We start from the raw sequence: 14408 nt of genomic DNA on the forward strand, positions 1-14408 counted from the left end.
CCCGCTGTCACAGCATGCCGTCCGCCGCCCGTCCAGCCGGGGCCGCCGGCTTTTCCTCTCCGTGGAAACCGCGCTCCGGACTCGAACCGGCCGCCGGCCCGGCTTATGTTCGGGAAGGGGCGGCGGGCAAGCCGTCGGAACGGGAGAGCGGTGAATGGCGGCGATCAAGCTCGACCGGCACGAGAAGGGCATCCTGGCGGCCTTGCAGGAGAACGCCCGCCTGACCATGCAGGAGCTGGGCGACACGGTCGGGCTGTCGGCCTCGCCCTGCTGGCGCCGGGTGCGGTCGATGGAGGACATCGGCGTGATCCGCCGCTACACGGTCCAGCTCGACCCGCGCAAGCTCGGGCTCGGCGAGTGCGTCTTCGCCCACGTCACGCTGGAACGCCACAAGGAGAACGCGGTCGAGCAGTTCGAAACCGCCATCGCCGGCATGCCGGAAGTGCTGGAATGCTTCGCCGTCACCGGCGACGCCGACTATCTGCTGCGCATCGTCGTGCCGACCACCGAGGATTACGGCCGCTTCCTCAGCGAGCGCATCTTCTCGATCCCCGCGGTGTCGCACGTCAAATCCAGCGTGACCCTGAAGGAGGTCAAGTTCGAGACGCGGCTGCCGCTCGACCATCTGGAGTGATGCCGTCGGGAGTGAGCGCCGGGGCGGCGGCTCACGGCAGGCTGTCCTGCAGGGCCTGGGCCTGGCGGACCAGCGCCGGGAAATAGCCCTGCTCCGCCAGCCGCTCGGCGAAACAGCGGCGGTGGGCGCGGTCGCCCTCCTCCTCCAGCCGGGTCACCTTGGCGAACAGGGCGTCGCGGGTCTTCTCGTCCGCCTTGGACGCCTGGAAGGTCGCCGAGGCGGCCTGCGTCCGGGTTTCGTAGCGCCGCCACACCGCGGTGCAGGCCGGGATCGCGGCGACCGGCACGGCCGCGGATTCGACCGCGATGAACACCCGGCCGTCGTGGACCCGCGCCAGGATGATCCGGTCCGGCATCCACGGCCCGATGTCCTGCCGGGCGAGGGCGAGCAGGGCGACGGCGTGGCCGGCGCCGGGTGCCGTGACCGGAAGGTCGGCGAACAGGGCGATGGCGCTGTCGGGGCTGATCGCCTGCGTGTAGAAATCCTCCGACCGCAGCGCCGCCTTGACGTCCTGCGGGACGTTGCTCCGTCCCGGCCACCACGCCTTGTGGCCCTTCAGCCACGCGGCGAGCAGGCCGTCGGTCGTTGCCACCACCATCCGCCGGTCGCCGGGCATCCCGAAGGCCAGCCCGTCCAGCATGCCGAAGCCCTGCTCCTTCAGCAGGGTCTGGAGGTTGATCCGGCCCTCGCCGGGGACGCCCGGGATCGACAGCGGCCCGATCATCGCCTTCAGCATCGCCTCCAGCCGGCCGCGCGCCCGGTCTTCCTCCTGCGACAGCGTGTCGGACGTTGTGTCGCGGTTGAGGGTGGCGATGGAGCGGTCGCGCGCCGCCAGATAACGGTCGAGCGGGGACGTCGCCCGGGCGTTCCCGGTGTTCGGCAGGAGGAGGGCGACCAAGAGAGCGACGGGGAGGGCGCGCAGCGCCAGGGATGTCTTGAACAGGTCGGGATCCTCGACGGCGGGCCGCGGCTGGGTGGGGCCGATGGTTTATGAAAGAAGCGCGGCGTTCAAGGACGCGATCACCGCCGGGGCCAGATCGCCGGCGCCGTTCACCGCGACCCGCGCCAGACCCAGCCAGCCGGCCATCCGTTGCAGTTCCGCCGCCAGCGCCGGGGCGACGGCGGCGGGATCGGCGCCCGGCTCGCCGTGGGCGGCCTGGACCAGCAGGGCGCCGGCCTTGCGGTCGGATTTCAGGTCGACGCGGGCGGCGATCCGCTCGCCCATCAGGAAGGGCAGCACGTAATAGCCATGCTCCCGCTTGTGGGCGGGGGTGTAGATCTCCAGCCGGATGCGGGCGCCGAACAGCCGCTCGGTGCGCTGCCGCTCCCAGATCAGTGAATCGAAGGGCGACAGCAGGGCTTGCGCCGCCAGCTTGCGCGGGACGCGCAGGTCGGGGAGGACGTAGGCGGTGCGGTCCCAGCCCTCCACCGCCACCGGCAGCAGCTCGCCGGCCTCGACCAGTTCAGCGAGGCGCAGGCGGGCGTCGGCGACGTCCAGCCGGTGGTAGTCGCGCAGGTCGCGTTCGGTCGCCACGCCGTGGGCGCGGGCGGCGATGCGCAGCAGGGCGCGCTGGGCCTCCGCCGCATCGGGGGTGGGGGCGGCGAGCACCGCGGCGGGCAGCACCCGGTCCGGCAGGTCGTAGAGCCGCTCGAAGCCACGACGGCCGGCGGTGGTGACGCGGCCGGCCCAGAACAGGAACTCCAGCGCCCGCTTGCCGTCGCTCCACCCCCACCAGCCGCCGGCGCCGCGCCCGGCCTCGCTGAGTTCCGACGCGCCGAGCGGGCCGCGCTCGGCCACCTCGGCCAGGACCCCGTCGATGTAGGGGCGGCGTTCGGCGGCGAAGCGGGCCAGCTCGCCATAGATGCCGTCGCCGCGTTCGGCCCGTTCCATGCGCCAGCGGAACAGCGGCTGCTGCTCCACCGGGATCAGCGAGGCCTCGTGGCCCCAATATTCGAACAGCGCCCGCCGCTTGCCGCCATAGGCCAGCCGGTCGAGCAACGCCGCCTCATAGGGGCCGAGCCGCGAGAACAGCGGCAGATAGTGCGAGCGCACCAGCACATTGACCGAATCGATCTGCACCAGCCCGAGCCGGCCGATCAGCCGCCGGGCATGGCGCGCCTCCACCGCAGCCGGGTCCGAGGCCGACAGGGGGCTTGCCGGGAAGCCTTGCGCGGCGATGGCGACGCGGCGGGCGTCGCGGAGGGACAGCGTTTCGGGGCGCGGCATGGGGCGGACGGGAGGGCAGGGGAGGCGAAAAGAGTGTGGCTACGATACACGCCGATGGCCTGTCTTGCGAATGCGTTTGATTTTCGTCAAGGAAGGCGGCCCCGGCGCGGCGCACGCTCTCCGGCAATCCTGCATTGCCGCACCCGTACGGGGAGTTCCCACCCATGTCGTCACCCAGCCTCACAGACCGCGAGTCCGGTCCCGTCGTGCCCATCCTGTTCCGCTACGGCTTCCGTTGCTTTTTCCTGTTCAGCGGGCTGGCCGCGGTGGGACTGCTCGCGGCGTGGCTCGGCGTCCTGCTGACCGGGGCGTGGCCGGACGGTCCGATCGGCGCCAGCGTCTGGCACGCGCACGAGATGCTGTTCGGCATGGTCGTCGCCGCGGTCGCCGGTTTCCTGCTGACGGCGGTGCCGAGCTGGACCGGGACCAAGGCACTGTCGGGGATGCCGCTGGTGCTGCTGTCGGCCCTGTGGCTGGCCGGCCGCGTCGCCGTCTTCCCCTGGACCGGCGTGCCGGAACCGGTGGCGGCGGTGCTCGACCTCGCCTTCCTGCCGGCGCTCGGGGTGGCGCTCGCCCGTCCGCTGATCGCCGCCGGCAAATGGCGCAACAGCGCCTTCCTGGTGCTGCTGGCGCTGCTGACCACCGCCAACCTGCTGATCCATCTGGAGTGGCTGGGCGTGGCGGACGGGGTGGATGCCGGATTCGCACTCGGCCTCGGCGTGGTGCTGATGATGGTGACGGTGATCGGCGGGCGCATCCTGCCGGCCTTCACCCGCAACGGGCTGGGCGCCGCTGGCCGGACGGTGACGTCCTGGCCGCTGGTGGAGCGGGCGACGCTGCTGTCGACCCTCGCCCTCATCCCGGCGGCGATGATCGCCCCGGACTCCGCAGTCACCGGCGCGGTCGCTCTGGTGGCGGCGGCGGCGCATGCGGTGCGGCTGGCCGGCTGGCAGGGCTGGCGGGCGTGGCGCTCGCCGATCCTGTGGATCCTGCATGTCGGCTATCTGTGGATCCCGGTGGCCCTGGTGCTGCGGGCGCTGCACGCGCTGGTGGACATTCCGGCGGCGGCGGGCACCCACGCCCTGACGGTCGGGGCCTTCGCCACGCTGATCCTGGCGGTGATGAGCCGCGCCTCGCTCGGCCACACCGGGCGGCCGCTGCTGGTGTCGAAGGCGACGGTCGCCGCCTATGTCCTGCTGACGGTCGCCGCCGCGGCCCGTACCGCCTCGCCGCTGCTGCCGGTGGACTGGGTGTGGCCGGCGCTGCAAGGGGCGGGCTACGCCTGGGTGGCCGCCTTCATCCTGTTCCTGGTCGCCTACGCGCCGGTCCTGCTGAGCCCGCGCGCCGACGGGCGGCCCGGCTGACCTGTTGTTCCACGAGCGGATTCACGCGTCAAACCGATCCCGGTTTGACGCGATCCGATCTGGGCAAACCTGCTTAGGCGCCGCGGAAATACTGGTCGATGGCGTCGTTCATCTCGGCCTCGCGGAACGGCTTCGTCAGGACCGGTCGGTCCTGATGAGCCGTCGGCAGGCCGGCGGCGCCGTGGCCGGTGGTGAAGACGAAGGGAATGTTGCGCGAACTCAGCGCGTCGGCGACGCTGTCGACCCGCTCGCCCCGCAGGGTGACGTCCAGCAGCGCCGCGTCGATGCCCCCCTTGGCGATCAGGTCCATCGCCTCCGCCACCGTCCCGGCCGGGCCGATGACGACGACGTTCTGGACCTCCAGCGAATCCTCTATGGCCATGGCCACCAGCGGCTCGTCCTCGACGAGCAGGATGCGCAAGGGCTTGATTTGAACGGGTTCCATGGACAGGCGGCTCGTGATGGTCTTGGACAGCGATCGGGTTCGGCAATCGAACACGAGCTTTCGCGTTCAGCCGTCCGATTGTCCAGCCTGACCTTGGTCATGGGCCATTGGGCCATCCATCACCGGATTGTGGCTATCACCCAAGATCATCCAGCGCCTGTTGCAACGACGGGTAGAGGGCCTCGACCAGCGACCCGTCGGCGCGCACCGGCGAGGGCAGCGTCTCGGCCCCTTCCAGCGCCCGGGCCAGCGACAGGCCGCCGACCTCGACGAAGCCGCCGTGCTCGCCATACTGGCCGACGATCCAGTCCTTGACCGTCGGATCGCCGTCCAGCGCGCTGTTGTGCGAGATGAGCACATGGGTGCGGTCGTCGGCGCGCCGGTACCAGGCGTGGCAGCCGTCGCCGAGGTCGATCGGCCGGAATCCGGCCTGGGTCAGGGGATCGCGCACCGCCGCGCGTGCCGGCACGGTGGGCCGTGCGGTCCGGTGTCCGGTCCGGTGGTCGAGTTCGTCCGCAAGCTCGATCATGTCGCCTCACTGGTCGTGGTCCTGACAGGGACAACACCGCAAGGCGGCTTTTTGTGCCGCGAAGACCTGTCCGAACGTGGAGGCATGGCGCTCCGTTTTCGCCCGTTCGGCCCGGCGCCTATCCGATCAGACGGTCTGCGCCCCCGCCTTCATGTGTTCAGCGGCGTCCGCGTGCGCAGGGCGGCGAGCGAGCGGTCGAGCAGGTCGTACAGCTCGGCCTCGTGCGCCAGCACGTCGGCGGACGGCGCGTGCTCCAGCTCCCGGGCCAGCCGGCCGAGCGCCGCGGCGCCGAGGTTGAGCGAGGTGCCCTTCAGCGTGTGGGCGGTGCGGTTGTGCGGCTCGCCGGCCCGCGCCTGGGCGATCAGGCTGTCCACCGTCTTGCGCCCGTTGTCGGTGAAGCCGTCGATCGAGGCGTTCCAGTCGTCGGCGGTCAGCACCTCCAGCAGCAGCGACACCTGCTCCTCGTCGAGCAGGTCGGAATCCGGCGTCTCGGTCATCGGTTCCTTCCCTCCTCCGGCAGGGGCCGGGGCGGGCGTCGCCGCACCGTTGCCCAGCACCGTCGCCATTTCGGCGAAGAGCGCGGACGGGCGCAAGGGTTTGGTGACGAAGCCGTTCATTCCGGCCGACAGGCATTCCGGCCGCGAGCTGCCCGACGCGTGGGCGGTCAGCGCCAGGATGGGAACGCGGTTGAGCGGATCGGGCAGGGCGCGGACGCGGCGGGTGGCGGTCAGCCCGTCCATCCCCGGCATCTGGATGTCCATCAGCACGAGGTCGAAGGGCGGCTGGCCGGCCGGCTGGTCGCGCACCATCCGCACCGCCTCGCCGCCGCTGGCCGCCAGCGCCACGCTGTGGCCGGCGCGCTCCAGGATGCCGCGGACGATGTCGCGGTTGACCTCGATGTCGTCGACCGCCAGCACGCGCAGCGGCGGCAGGTCGGCGAGCCGCGCCGCCTCGCCGACGCTGGTCTGGCCGGTTTCGACCCGGCTGAGGGCGGACGGGTCGCCGGCGCGGGCGACGATGGTGACGTGGAAGACGCTGCCGCGGCCGGGGGCGGTGTCGACGGTGATGCCGCCGCCCATCATGACGCTGAGGTCACGGCAGATCGCCAGCCCCAGCCCGGTCCCGCCATAGCGCCGGGTGATCGAGCTGTCGGCCTGGGTGAAGCGGTCGAACAGCGTCGCCACCGCCCCCGGCGCGATGCCGATGCCGGTGTCCTCCACCTCGAACTCCAGCGTGAAGGAGCCGTCGGCCCGATCGTCGGGTCCGGTGTCCAGGCGGCGGACCCGCACCGCGACATGGCCCTCCTCGGTGAACTTCACCGCGTTGCCGATCAGGTTGAACAGGATCTGGCGCAGCCGGGCCGGGTCGGTGACGATCACCTCCGGCACCGACGGCATCAGCCGGGCCGACAGCTCCAGCCCCTTTTCGGCGGCGTTCGGGCGCAGCACGTCCAGCACGCCGGCGATCAGTTGCGGCAGCGCGCAGTCGGCCTCCTCCAGGTCGATGCGCCGCGCCTCCAGCTTCGACAGGTCGAGGATGTCGTCCAGCAGCCGCAGCAGCGTCTCGGCGGAGCGGCGGGCGACGTCGGCCAGCCGCTGCTCCTCCGTCGGCAACCTGCTGTCGGCCAGCAGGGTCAGGTTGCCGAGCACGCCGTTCATCGGGGTGCGCAGCTCATGGCTGACCGTCGCCAGGAACTCGGTCTTCGAACGGCTGGCCGCCTCCGCCCGCTCCTTGGCCTGGAGCAGCTGCTCGGCGGCCAGCCGCGGCTCGGTCACGTCGATGCACAGCCACAGCTTGCCGATGGCGGCCCCGGCGGCGTTGCGCACCGGCACATTGTGCCAGCTGACGATGCGGCCGTCGGTCAGCGTCATCTCGCGCCGCTCGTCGCTGTCCACCGCCGACAGCAGCGCGGCGTCGGTGTCGCGCGGGGCGTTGCCGGCGGTCGCCAGCGTCTCGTCCAGCCGGGCGCCGACCGGCGTGCCGCCGACGGCGAACAGCACGGCGAAGGCCGGGTTGGCGTAGGAGATGCGCCCGTCGGCGCCGACGAACAGCACGCCGAAATCCATCGCCGACAGCAGCGCCGACAGCCGCGCCCGCTCCTGCTCGACGTCGCGGGCCAGCGCCTCCTGCTCGTCCAGCGCCACGGTCAACTGGTCGACGCGCTCCTTGATGGCGTGGGACATGGTGTTGAAGGCGGCGCCCAGCCGCCCGATGTCGTCGTCGCCCTCCGTCAGCGCCGGCGGGCTGTAGTCGCCGGCGGCCACCCGCTCGCTGGCGCGGGCCAGCGCCGACAGGTGCCGGGTCAGCCACAGCCCCAGCAGGGTCAGCAGCCCGGCCGACAGCAGGATCTCCGACAGGGCGATGGCGATGCCCTGGGTCAGCAGGTCGCGCCGCGCCTGGACGATGTGCAGCAGATCCAGGCCGAACTGCACGGTTCCCAGCCGCTGCCCGGCCAGCGCCACCGGGACGGTGACGTCGTAGCGGGCGACGCCGTCCTTGGGGTCGAGCGTCAGCGCCGGATCGGGCGCGGGCAGCGTGCGGTTCTGCGGCCAGCCGCTGATGGCGGCCAGCTTGCCGGCGCTGTCGCTCACCGCCAGATACACCACCCCGCCGGTGGAGCGGCTTTCGTCCAGCACCGCCTGCAGGGTGGCGTAGTCGCGCTGGGCCAGCGGCGCCACCAGGGCGGCGTTCAGCACCGGCGCCACCTGGTCGGCGTGCAGCTGGGCCTGCTCGGCGAGGCTGCCGTAGAGCAGGCGCACGCTGTTGGCGACCAGCAGCGTCAGCATGATCGCCTCGACCGCCATGGCGGCGGCCAGCATGCGCCCGCGCAGCGTCTTCCAGGGGGCCAGACGGGAGAGGATCATGGGCCGACCTTCAGCACGCGCCGCACCTCGTCCGCCAGCGGCTCCATCGCCTCCAGCTCGCCGTCCTCGATCAGGCGGTAGCCGCCCAGCGCGTTGGTGTCGAAATAGGCCTTGCCCTCCGCCGTCGCGCCGAAGGCCAGCAACGCCTTGCGCAGCGTGTCGAGCCGCGCCGCCTGACGCCCGTTCAGCATGTAGACGCGCCCGGCCATCGGCCGGCTTTCCGCAATGGTGGTCAGCTGCTCCTGCACCTCGGGCGCCAGCTTGGCGCGGTTGGCCAGCGACATGAAGCCGGCCGAGGCGTCGCCGGCCAGCACCAGCTGCGCCACGCTGTCGGCGGCGCTGACGTAGCGGAGCTGGACGTTCGGCACCGCCTGGTCCACCAGCCAGTGCTGGCCCCACAGCGTCACCAGCGAGGACGGGCTGAGCCCCAGCACGGTGGTGCCGCCCAGCGACGCCGCCGTCCGGTAGGGGCCCCTGGCGGCGGCCACCAGCACGGCGCGGAAGTCGGCGGTGTAGGTCAGCAGGGGACTGTAGCCGGCGTCCTTGCGCAGCAGCTCCGCCTGATGGCCGGTGGTGACGGCGATGTCGTAATCCTGGTCGACCGCGCGCCGGGCGAAGGCGGTGAAGTCGGGAGCGGTGACGATCTCCACCGGCTGGCCCAGCGCCGCCTCCACCGCACGGCGCACCGGCTGGTACTGCTCGACGATCACGCGGGCGCTGGTGTGGGGGGCGATGCCGATGCGGAAGGCCGGCCCGTCGGCCCGGGCCGGCGACGCGGTGGCCAGCACCGTCGCGAGGGCGGCAGGCAACAGGGCGGCGAGGCCGGCAAACAGATGCGTGGTCATGGTGTCGATCCTTGCAGATGCAGGCGCGCGAACGGGCAGCATTCGTGCAGCAGCGGCCTCTCCCGATGGCCTAGGCTGAAAGATATAACATTCGATAAATGCCGCAGATAGGGACAAGAGCGCGCAGCTTGCCCGCCCGCGCCACCGGGGCGGCATCGCCGAGGGGCTGCCGGCCGAAAAAGATCACGCTCTGGTTGCGCCGGCTTGGCTATCACTGACGGGTCCCTATTCCGACAGGAAAGCGCCGTGCCCGACCGAGCCGTCGACCCGAAATCCCCGATCTGCCGCGCCATCCGGCGCCTGCGCGAGCACAGCCGCGCCTGCGACTGCGTGGAAACCCGGCGCGTCCTGATCGCCACCGAACGCTGGATGGTCTGGATGCTGCGCTGGGAGGAGGGGGAGCCACTGCCGGTGCCGTCGGACACGGCCGGCTGAACCGCCGGTCATGGCGGCATTCTTCGGCATTTTTTGAAGCTGTTGGGACGTCGCCGCGGTATTCGCACCCGCACAATCCCTTTAGACTCCGTCCGGTGACCTGACCGGAAGGAGCGTGCGCGCGATGGAGCCCATCCTGTGGGAGTGGATCAACGCCCTGGCGCGGTGGCTGCACGTCATCACCGCCATCGCCTGGATCGGATCGTCCTTCTACTTCATCCATCTCGACGCGTCGCTGCGGCGGCGGGCCGGGGCACCGGCGGGCACGGCGGGCGACGCCTGGCAGATCCACGGCGGCGGCTTCTACCACATGACCAAATACATGGTCGCCCCGCCGCAGTTGCCGGAGGATCTGACCTGGTTCAAGTGGGAGTCCTACGCCACCTGGCTCAGCGGCTTCTTCCTGATGTGCGTGCTGTACTACCGCGGCGCCGACCTGTTCCTGATCGACCAGGATGTGCTGGCGCTGGCGCCCTGGCAGGCGGTGGCGATCAGCGCCGGGGCGCTGGTGGCGGGCTGGGTCGCCTATGACCTGATGTGCAAATCGCCGCTGGGTCGCAACGACGGGGCGCTGGCGCTCGCCGGCTTCGCGATGCTGGTGGCGACCGCCTGGGCGATGACCCGGCTGTTCAGCGGTCGCGGCGCCATGCTGCAGGTCGGCGCGCTGATGGCGACCATGATGGCGTGCAACGTCTTCATGATCATCATCCCGAATCAGCGCAGGACGGTGGCCGCCATGCTGCGCGGCGAGGCGCCGGATCCGGCGCTGGGCAAGACGGCCAAGCAGCGCTCGCTGCACAACAACTACCTGACGCTGCCGGTCGTCTTCCTAATGCTGTCCAACCACTACCCGCTGGTCAGCTCCACCCGCTACAACTGGGTGATGGTGGCGCTGGTGCTGGTGGCCGGCACGGCGATCCGCCATTTCTTCAACAGCCGCCACGCCGGCAAGCCGACGCCCTGGTGGAGCTGGGGCATCGCCGCAGCCGCCATGCTGGGCTGCGTCTGGCTCAGCACCATGGGCCCGGCACAGGGCGATGCCGCCGCGACCGTCCCCACCAAGGTCGGCTTCAATCAGGTGGAAGAGATCGTGGCGACCCGTTGCAGCATGTGCCACGCCGCCCAGCCGGTGTGGGACGGCATCGCCACCCCGCCGCGCGGCGTCGTGCTGGAGGGCGACGGCATCCGCCGCCATGCCCAGCAGATCCGCCTGCAGGCCGGTTTCAGCAGCGCCATGCCGCCGGCCAACGTCACCGGAATCACGCCGGGCGAACGCGCCCTGTTGGCGGCGTGGCCGGGGGACACCAAGTAACCCCTCCCTGATCGTCGTCCTTTCCTGCCGAATCGGATCTCCATGCCCAACCAGCCCATCGCCGCCGCCATCCGTGGACGCCTGCTCAGCTTTCTCCGCGCGCCCGCCGGGCCGGGCGACCTCGACAGCGTCCGCTGCATCGACGACGGGCTGCTGCTGGTCGGGGCGGACGGCCGCATCGCCGCGGTCGGGCCGTGGGCGGAGCTGCGCGGGTGCGTTCCCGACGGGGTGACGGTCGACGACCATGGCGGCAAGCTGGTGCTGCCCGGCTTCATCGACACCCACATCCATTTCCCGCAGACCCAGGTCATCGCCTCCTACGGCGCGCAACTGCTCGACTGGCTGGATAAATACACCTTCATCGAGGAGCAGAAGTTCGCCGACCCGGCCCACGCCGCCGCCAACGCCGGCTTTTTCCTCGACGAGCTGCTGCGCAACGGCACGACCACGGCGGTGGTCTACGGCTCGGTCCACCCGCAGTCGGTCGACGCCCTGTTCGCCGAGGCGGAGGCGCGCGGCGCCGGCCTGATCGCCGGCAAGGTGATGATGGACCGCCACGCCCCGCCGGCGCTGACCGACACCGCCGAGACCGGCTACCGCGACAGCAAGGACCTGATCGCGCGCTGGCACGGCCGCGGCCGCCAGCGCTACGCCGTGACGCCGCGCTTCGCCATCACCTCGACCGAGGCGCAGTTGGAGGCGGCCGGCGCCCTGCTGCGCGAGCATCCCGGCGTCCACATGCAGACCCACCTGTCGGAAAATCTGGACGAGATCGCCGAGGTGCGCCGCCTGTTCCCCGGCGCCCGCGACTACACCGACGTCTACGACCGCTTCGGCCTGCTCGGCCCGACCTCGCTGTTCGGCCACTGCATCCACCTGTCGGAGGCGGAACTGGCCCGGCTGTCGGAGAGCGGGTCGGTCGCCGTCTTCTGCCCAACCAGCAACCTGTTCATCGGCAGCGGCCTGTTCGACCTCGCCACCCTGTCGAAGCCGCAGCGCCCGGTGCGCACCGCCATCGCGACGGATGTCGGCGGCGGCACCAGCTATTCCATGCTGCGCACCGCGGCGGAGGCCTACAAGGTGCTGCAGTTGCAGGGGCAGAACCTGCCGGCGCTCGCCGCCTTTCACTGGATGACCCGCGGCAACGCCGAGGCGCTGGGCATGGCCGACGAGATCGGCAGCCTGGAGCCCGGCCGCTGGGCCGATCTGGTCGTGCTCGATCCCCACGCCACACCGGCTATGCGACATCGCATGATGACGGTGGCCGGCGACCTGGAGGAGGAGCTGTTCATCCAGGTGACGCTGGGCGACGACCGTTCGGTGGCCGCGACCTACCTGCGCGGCCGGAATTCGCACCTGCGGCAACAGGTCGCTTGACCGAAGCCCCCAGCGTCTGTAGGAGTTCCCCCGTCATTGGGGAGTAGCCACCCTCTGTTTGCCAGGGGGGTTCGCGTCAACAGACTTGGACGGTCCCGGCCTTCGGCCGTTTCCGCCATGGCGCGTACGGCGGCCTGTGGGCTGACTCGGCGAGACCAGTGGATCGGGCATCTCCGCGGCCAGCCGGAGTCCGTCCGGTTCCACTGTGTTCGTCTGGCCGGGAATAGCCATGATCGCCACGTCCCTCGCCCTTGCCTTCAGCCTGTCCATGGATTCCTTCGCCGCCGCGCTCGGCCGCGGGGCCTGCTCACGCCGGGCCGGCCTGCCCGAAGCCGTGCGCGTCGGCGTCGCCTTCGGCATCTGCCAGTTCGCCATGCCGCTGGTCGGCTGGGGCGTCGGCATCGCCTTCGCCAGCCTCGTCGAATCGGTCGACCACTGGATCGCCTTCGGCCTGCTGCTGGCGGTCGGCGGCGCCATGCTGCGCAACGCCATCATGGACGCCGAGGACGAGGCGGAGGACGATTGTGGCCCGGCCCGCAGCGTGCGGGGCGAATGGCTGGCGCTGCTGACCACCGCCGTCGCCACCAGCATCGACGCCGCCGCGGTCGGCGCCGGTCTGGCCCTGGTCGACGTCGACATGGTGACGACGTCGGCGCTGATCGGCGCCGTGACCTTCGCGGTGGCGTTCGGTGGGGTGCTGATCGGTCGCGCCGCCGGCAGCCACCTGGGCCGCTGGGCCGAGATCGCCGGCGGTGTCGTGCTGATCGGTCTGGGGGCGAAGATCCTGATCGAGCACACGATGGGGTGAGCGGCGGGGTGGTCCGTCAGGCAACCGCCCGCCTCAAACCTTTGCCCCCTCCCTAACCCTCCCCCTCTTCGAGGGAGAGGGGACTGCTGACGCCGCGCGAACCCACTCTCTCCCGCGCCAACTCCGGCACCACTGATGATTGGCCTCGCGCACACTCTACCCGCACCCCGTGCCGACCGCCCATTACTTTGGTGAATCCCAAAGCGAATTTCCGGAAATCGCTATTCTTCCCCGCGCCGATCCCGGTTACGCAGGATGGCGCCGCACCGAACCCGCGCAGCACGCAAAAAAGAACGGGCTTCGGATGGCGGCGACGGGAGCATTCACGGGGAGCATCACGATGACCAAGTTCAGTTTCGGCGGTTCCAGCCTGAGCAGTCTTGCCCTGTCCCGCCGCACGGTGCTCGCCGGTGGCGCCGCGGTGGCCGGGCTGATGGCCGCCCCCAACATCGTCCGCGCGGCCGACAGCCTGAAGGTCGGCGTCTATGGCGGCTATTTCAAAGACAGCTTCGACAAGCACGTCTTCCCCGAATTCACCAAGGCGACCGGCATCCAGGTCGAATCGGTGGCGGAACCGACCGGCGAGGCCTGGCTGGTCCAGCTGGAGCAGGCCGCCCGCGCCAACATCGCCCCGGCCGACGTGTCGATGATGTCCCAGGTCGCCATGCTGAAGGGCATGGGGGCGAAGCTGTGGACGCCGCTCGATCTTGCGAAGATGCCGAACGCCGCCGCCGTGCTGCCGCACCTGATCAACAAATACCCGGACGGCAAGGTCGCCGGCATCGGCGCGGTGTCCTGGTACATCACGCTGGTCAGCAACACCAAGACCTTCCCCGAGGCGCCGGCGAGCTGGGCCGAGCTGTGGGACCCCAAGCACAAGGACCAGCTCGGGCTGATGGCGCTGGTGTCCAACTCGTTCCTGCTGGAAGTGACGGCGGCGACCTTCTTCGGCGGCACCAAGCATCTCGACAGCGAGGCGGGTCAGCTCGAATGCTTCAAGAAGCTGAGCGAGCTGAAGCCCAACGTCAAGCTGTGGTACCGCGACGAGGCCCAGTTCGAAGCCGCGCTGAAGTCCGGCGAGGTGCCGATGGGCGAGTATTACCACGACGTCACCGGTCTGGCGGTCGCCGACGGCCACCCGGTCCGCTCCACCTTCCCGAAGGAGGGCGGCATCAACGACAGCGGCAGCTGGGCGGTCAGCCGCGCTTCGAAGAAGGCCGATCCGGCGCATGTCTTCATCGACTACATGTGCCAGCCGTCGATCCAGGCGCTGCTGTCGCGCAAGGTCGGCACCGCGCCGACCATCGACCGCAAGAAGACCGACCTGACCGACAAGGAGTTCGCCGCGGTGTCGAGCGACATCCCGCCGATCGTCCCGCGCTATGACCTGTACCAGGCCAAGTCGGACTGGCTGAACCAGAAGTGGACCGAGCTGATCGTGGGGTGAGTGGTCGCGACGCCGGCCCCCTCCCTCCCACGGCTCCGCCGCGGGCCCCTCCCTCCCCCGCTCTCAGCGGACCTATGGTCCGCCTGTCGCGTCAGCACAAAGCAAAGCTTTGTGCGAGAGC

The 14408-nt window shown here is 70.8% G+C and carries 13 protein-coding genes and 1 riboswitch; of the genes, 7 read left to right on the forward strand and 6 right to left on the reverse strand.

Annotated elements, in window-relative coordinates; genetic code table 11:
- Positions 1-154: 154 nt before the first annotated feature.
- Positions 155-634, forward strand: coding sequence for an Lrp/AsnC family transcriptional regulator (locus TSO352_RS28175; RefSeq protein ID WP_109110365.1), 480 nt, complete (start codon positions 155-157; stop codon positions 632-634).
- A 31-nt stretch (positions 635-665) separates the two neighbouring features.
- Here TSO352_RS28175 and TSO352_RS28180 read toward each other — a convergent pair whose 3' ends face one another.
- Positions 666-1532, reverse strand: a complete 867-nt coding sequence (locus TSO352_RS28180; RefSeq protein WP_109110366.1) for a hypothetical protein — start codon at positions 1530-1532, stop codon at positions 666-668.
- Between the two features lie 90 nt (positions 1533-1622).
- Positions 1623-2861, reverse strand: a complete 1239-nt coding sequence (locus TSO352_RS28185) for a winged helix-turn-helix domain-containing protein (RefSeq protein ID WP_109110367.1) — start codon at positions 2859-2861, stop codon at positions 1623-1625.
- 164 nt (positions 2862-3025) lie between these two features.
- On the opposite strand from TSO352_RS28185, the gene TSO352_RS28190 reads away from it, so the two are divergent.
- A complete protein-coding gene (locus tag TSO352_RS28190) occupies positions 3026-4225 on the forward strand; it encodes an NnrS family protein (protein WP_109110368.1) in 1200 nt (399 codons plus the stop codon).
- 73 nt (positions 4226-4298) lie between these two features.
- Here TSO352_RS28190 and TSO352_RS28195 read toward each other — a convergent pair whose 3' ends face one another.
- From TSO352_RS28195 to TSO352_RS28210, 4 genes are all read right to left on the reverse strand, one after another.
- On the reverse strand, positions 4299-4670 hold the full coding sequence (locus tag TSO352_RS28195; RefSeq protein ID WP_109110921.1) for a response regulator: 372 nt from the start codon (positions 4668-4670) through the stop codon (positions 4299-4301).
- A gap of 136 nt (positions 4671-4806) precedes the next feature.
- Positions 4807-5199 carry a hypothetical protein gene (locus tag TSO352_RS28200; RefSeq protein ID WP_109110369.1) on the reverse strand — a complete coding sequence of 131 codons (393 nt, stop codon included), beginning with the start codon at positions 5197-5199 and terminating at the stop codon, positions 4807-4809.
- A gap of 149 nt (positions 5200-5348) precedes the next feature.
- Positions 5349-8063 carry an ATP-binding protein gene (locus TSO352_RS28205; RefSeq protein WP_109110370.1) on the reverse strand — a complete coding sequence of 905 codons (2715 nt, stop codon included), beginning with the start codon at positions 8061-8063 and terminating at the stop codon, positions 5349-5351.
- Positions 8060-8908 (reverse strand): phosphate/phosphite/phosphonate ABC transporter substrate-binding protein, encoded by an 849-nt coding sequence (locus tag TSO352_RS28210; RefSeq protein WP_109110371.1) that lies wholly within the window; start codon positions 8906-8908, stop codon positions 8060-8062. The genes TSO352_RS28205 and TSO352_RS28210 overlap by 4 nt, the downstream gene beginning before the upstream one ends.
- Positions 8909-9154: 246 nt before the next feature.
- Between TSO352_RS28210 and TSO352_RS28215 the strand changes: the two genes are divergently transcribed.
- From TSO352_RS28215 to TSO352_RS28235, 5 genes are all read left to right on the forward strand, one after another.
- Positions 9155-9343 (forward strand): hypothetical protein, encoded by a 189-nt coding sequence (locus TSO352_RS28215; RefSeq protein WP_109110372.1) that lies wholly within the window; start codon positions 9155-9157, stop codon positions 9341-9343.
- 124 nt (positions 9344-9467) lie between these two features.
- The gene (locus TSO352_RS28220; protein WP_109110373.1) at positions 9468-10655 is read left to right on the forward strand and encodes a urate hydroxylase PuuD; all 1188 of its coding nucleotides are present in this window, start codon (positions 9468-9470) and stop codon (positions 10653-10655) included.
- 42 nt (positions 10656-10697) lie between these two features.
- Entirely contained in the window at positions 10698-12032 is a 1335-nt protein-coding gene (gene guaD / locus TSO352_RS28225) for a guanine deaminase (RefSeq protein ID WP_109110374.1), read from the forward strand.
- A 26-nt stretch (positions 12033-12058) separates the two neighbouring features.
- A riboswitch (yybP-ykoY riboswitch) is annotated at positions 12059-12178 on the forward strand.
- A gap of 83 nt (positions 12179-12261) precedes the next feature.
- Positions 12262-12840: a manganese efflux pump MntP family protein gene (locus TSO352_RS28230; RefSeq protein WP_109110375.1), complete on the forward strand. Its 579-nt coding sequence runs from the start codon at positions 12262-12264 to the stop codon at positions 12838-12840.
- 340 nt (positions 12841-13180) lie between these two features.
- Positions 13181-14287 (forward strand): extracellular solute-binding protein, encoded by a 1107-nt coding sequence (locus tag TSO352_RS28235; RefSeq protein ID WP_199231739.1) that lies wholly within the window; start codon positions 13181-13183, stop codon positions 14285-14287.
- Positions 14288-14408 lie beyond the last annotated feature (121 nt).

This window comes from Azospirillum sp. TSO35-2 (assembly GCF_003116095.1).
Lineage (GTDB): Bacteria > Pseudomonadota > Alphaproteobacteria > Azospirillales > Azospirillaceae > Azospirillum.

Coding starts and splice junctions, on each gene's coding strand:
- TSO352_RS28230 (WP_109110375.1), top strand. CDS start 12,262: ATGATCGCCACGTCCCTCGCCCTTGCCTTCAGCCTGTCCATGGATTCC.
- guaD (WP_109110374.1), top strand. CDS start 10,698: ATGCCCAACCAGCCCATCGCCGCCGCCATCCGTGGACGCCTGCTCAGC.
- TSO352_RS28195 (WP_109110921.1), bottom strand. CDS start 4,670: ATGGAACCCGTTCAAATCAAGCCCTTGCGCATCCTGCTCGTCGAGGAC.
- TSO352_RS28175 (WP_109110365.1), top strand. CDS start 155: ATGGCGGCGATCAAGCTCGACCGGCACGAGAAGGGCATCCTGGCGGCC.
- TSO352_RS28205 (WP_109110370.1), bottom strand. CDS start 8,063: ATGATCCTCTCCCGTCTGGCCCCCTGGAAGACGCTGCGCGGGCGCATG.
- TSO352_RS28190 (WP_109110368.1), top strand. CDS start 3,026: ATGTCGTCACCCAGCCTCACAGACCGCGAGTCCGGTCCCGTCGTGCCC.
- TSO352_RS28210 (WP_109110371.1), bottom strand. CDS start 8,908: ATGACCACGCATCTGTTTGCCGGCCTCGCCGCCCTGTTGCCTGCCGCC.
- TSO352_RS28185 (WP_109110367.1), bottom strand. CDS start 2,861: ATGCCGCGCCCCGAAACGCTGTCCCTCCGCGACGCCCGCCGCGTCGCC.
- TSO352_RS28220 (WP_109110373.1), top strand. CDS start 9,468: ATGGAGCCCATCCTGTGGGAGTGGATCAACGCCCTGGCGCGGTGGCTG.
- TSO352_RS28235 (WP_199231739.1), top strand. CDS start 13,181: ATGACCAAGTTCAGTTTCGGCGGTTCCAGCCTGAGCAGTCTTGCCCTG.
- TSO352_RS28200 (WP_109110369.1), bottom strand. CDS start 5,199: ATGATCGAGCTTGCGGACGAACTCGACCACCGGACCGGACACCGGACC.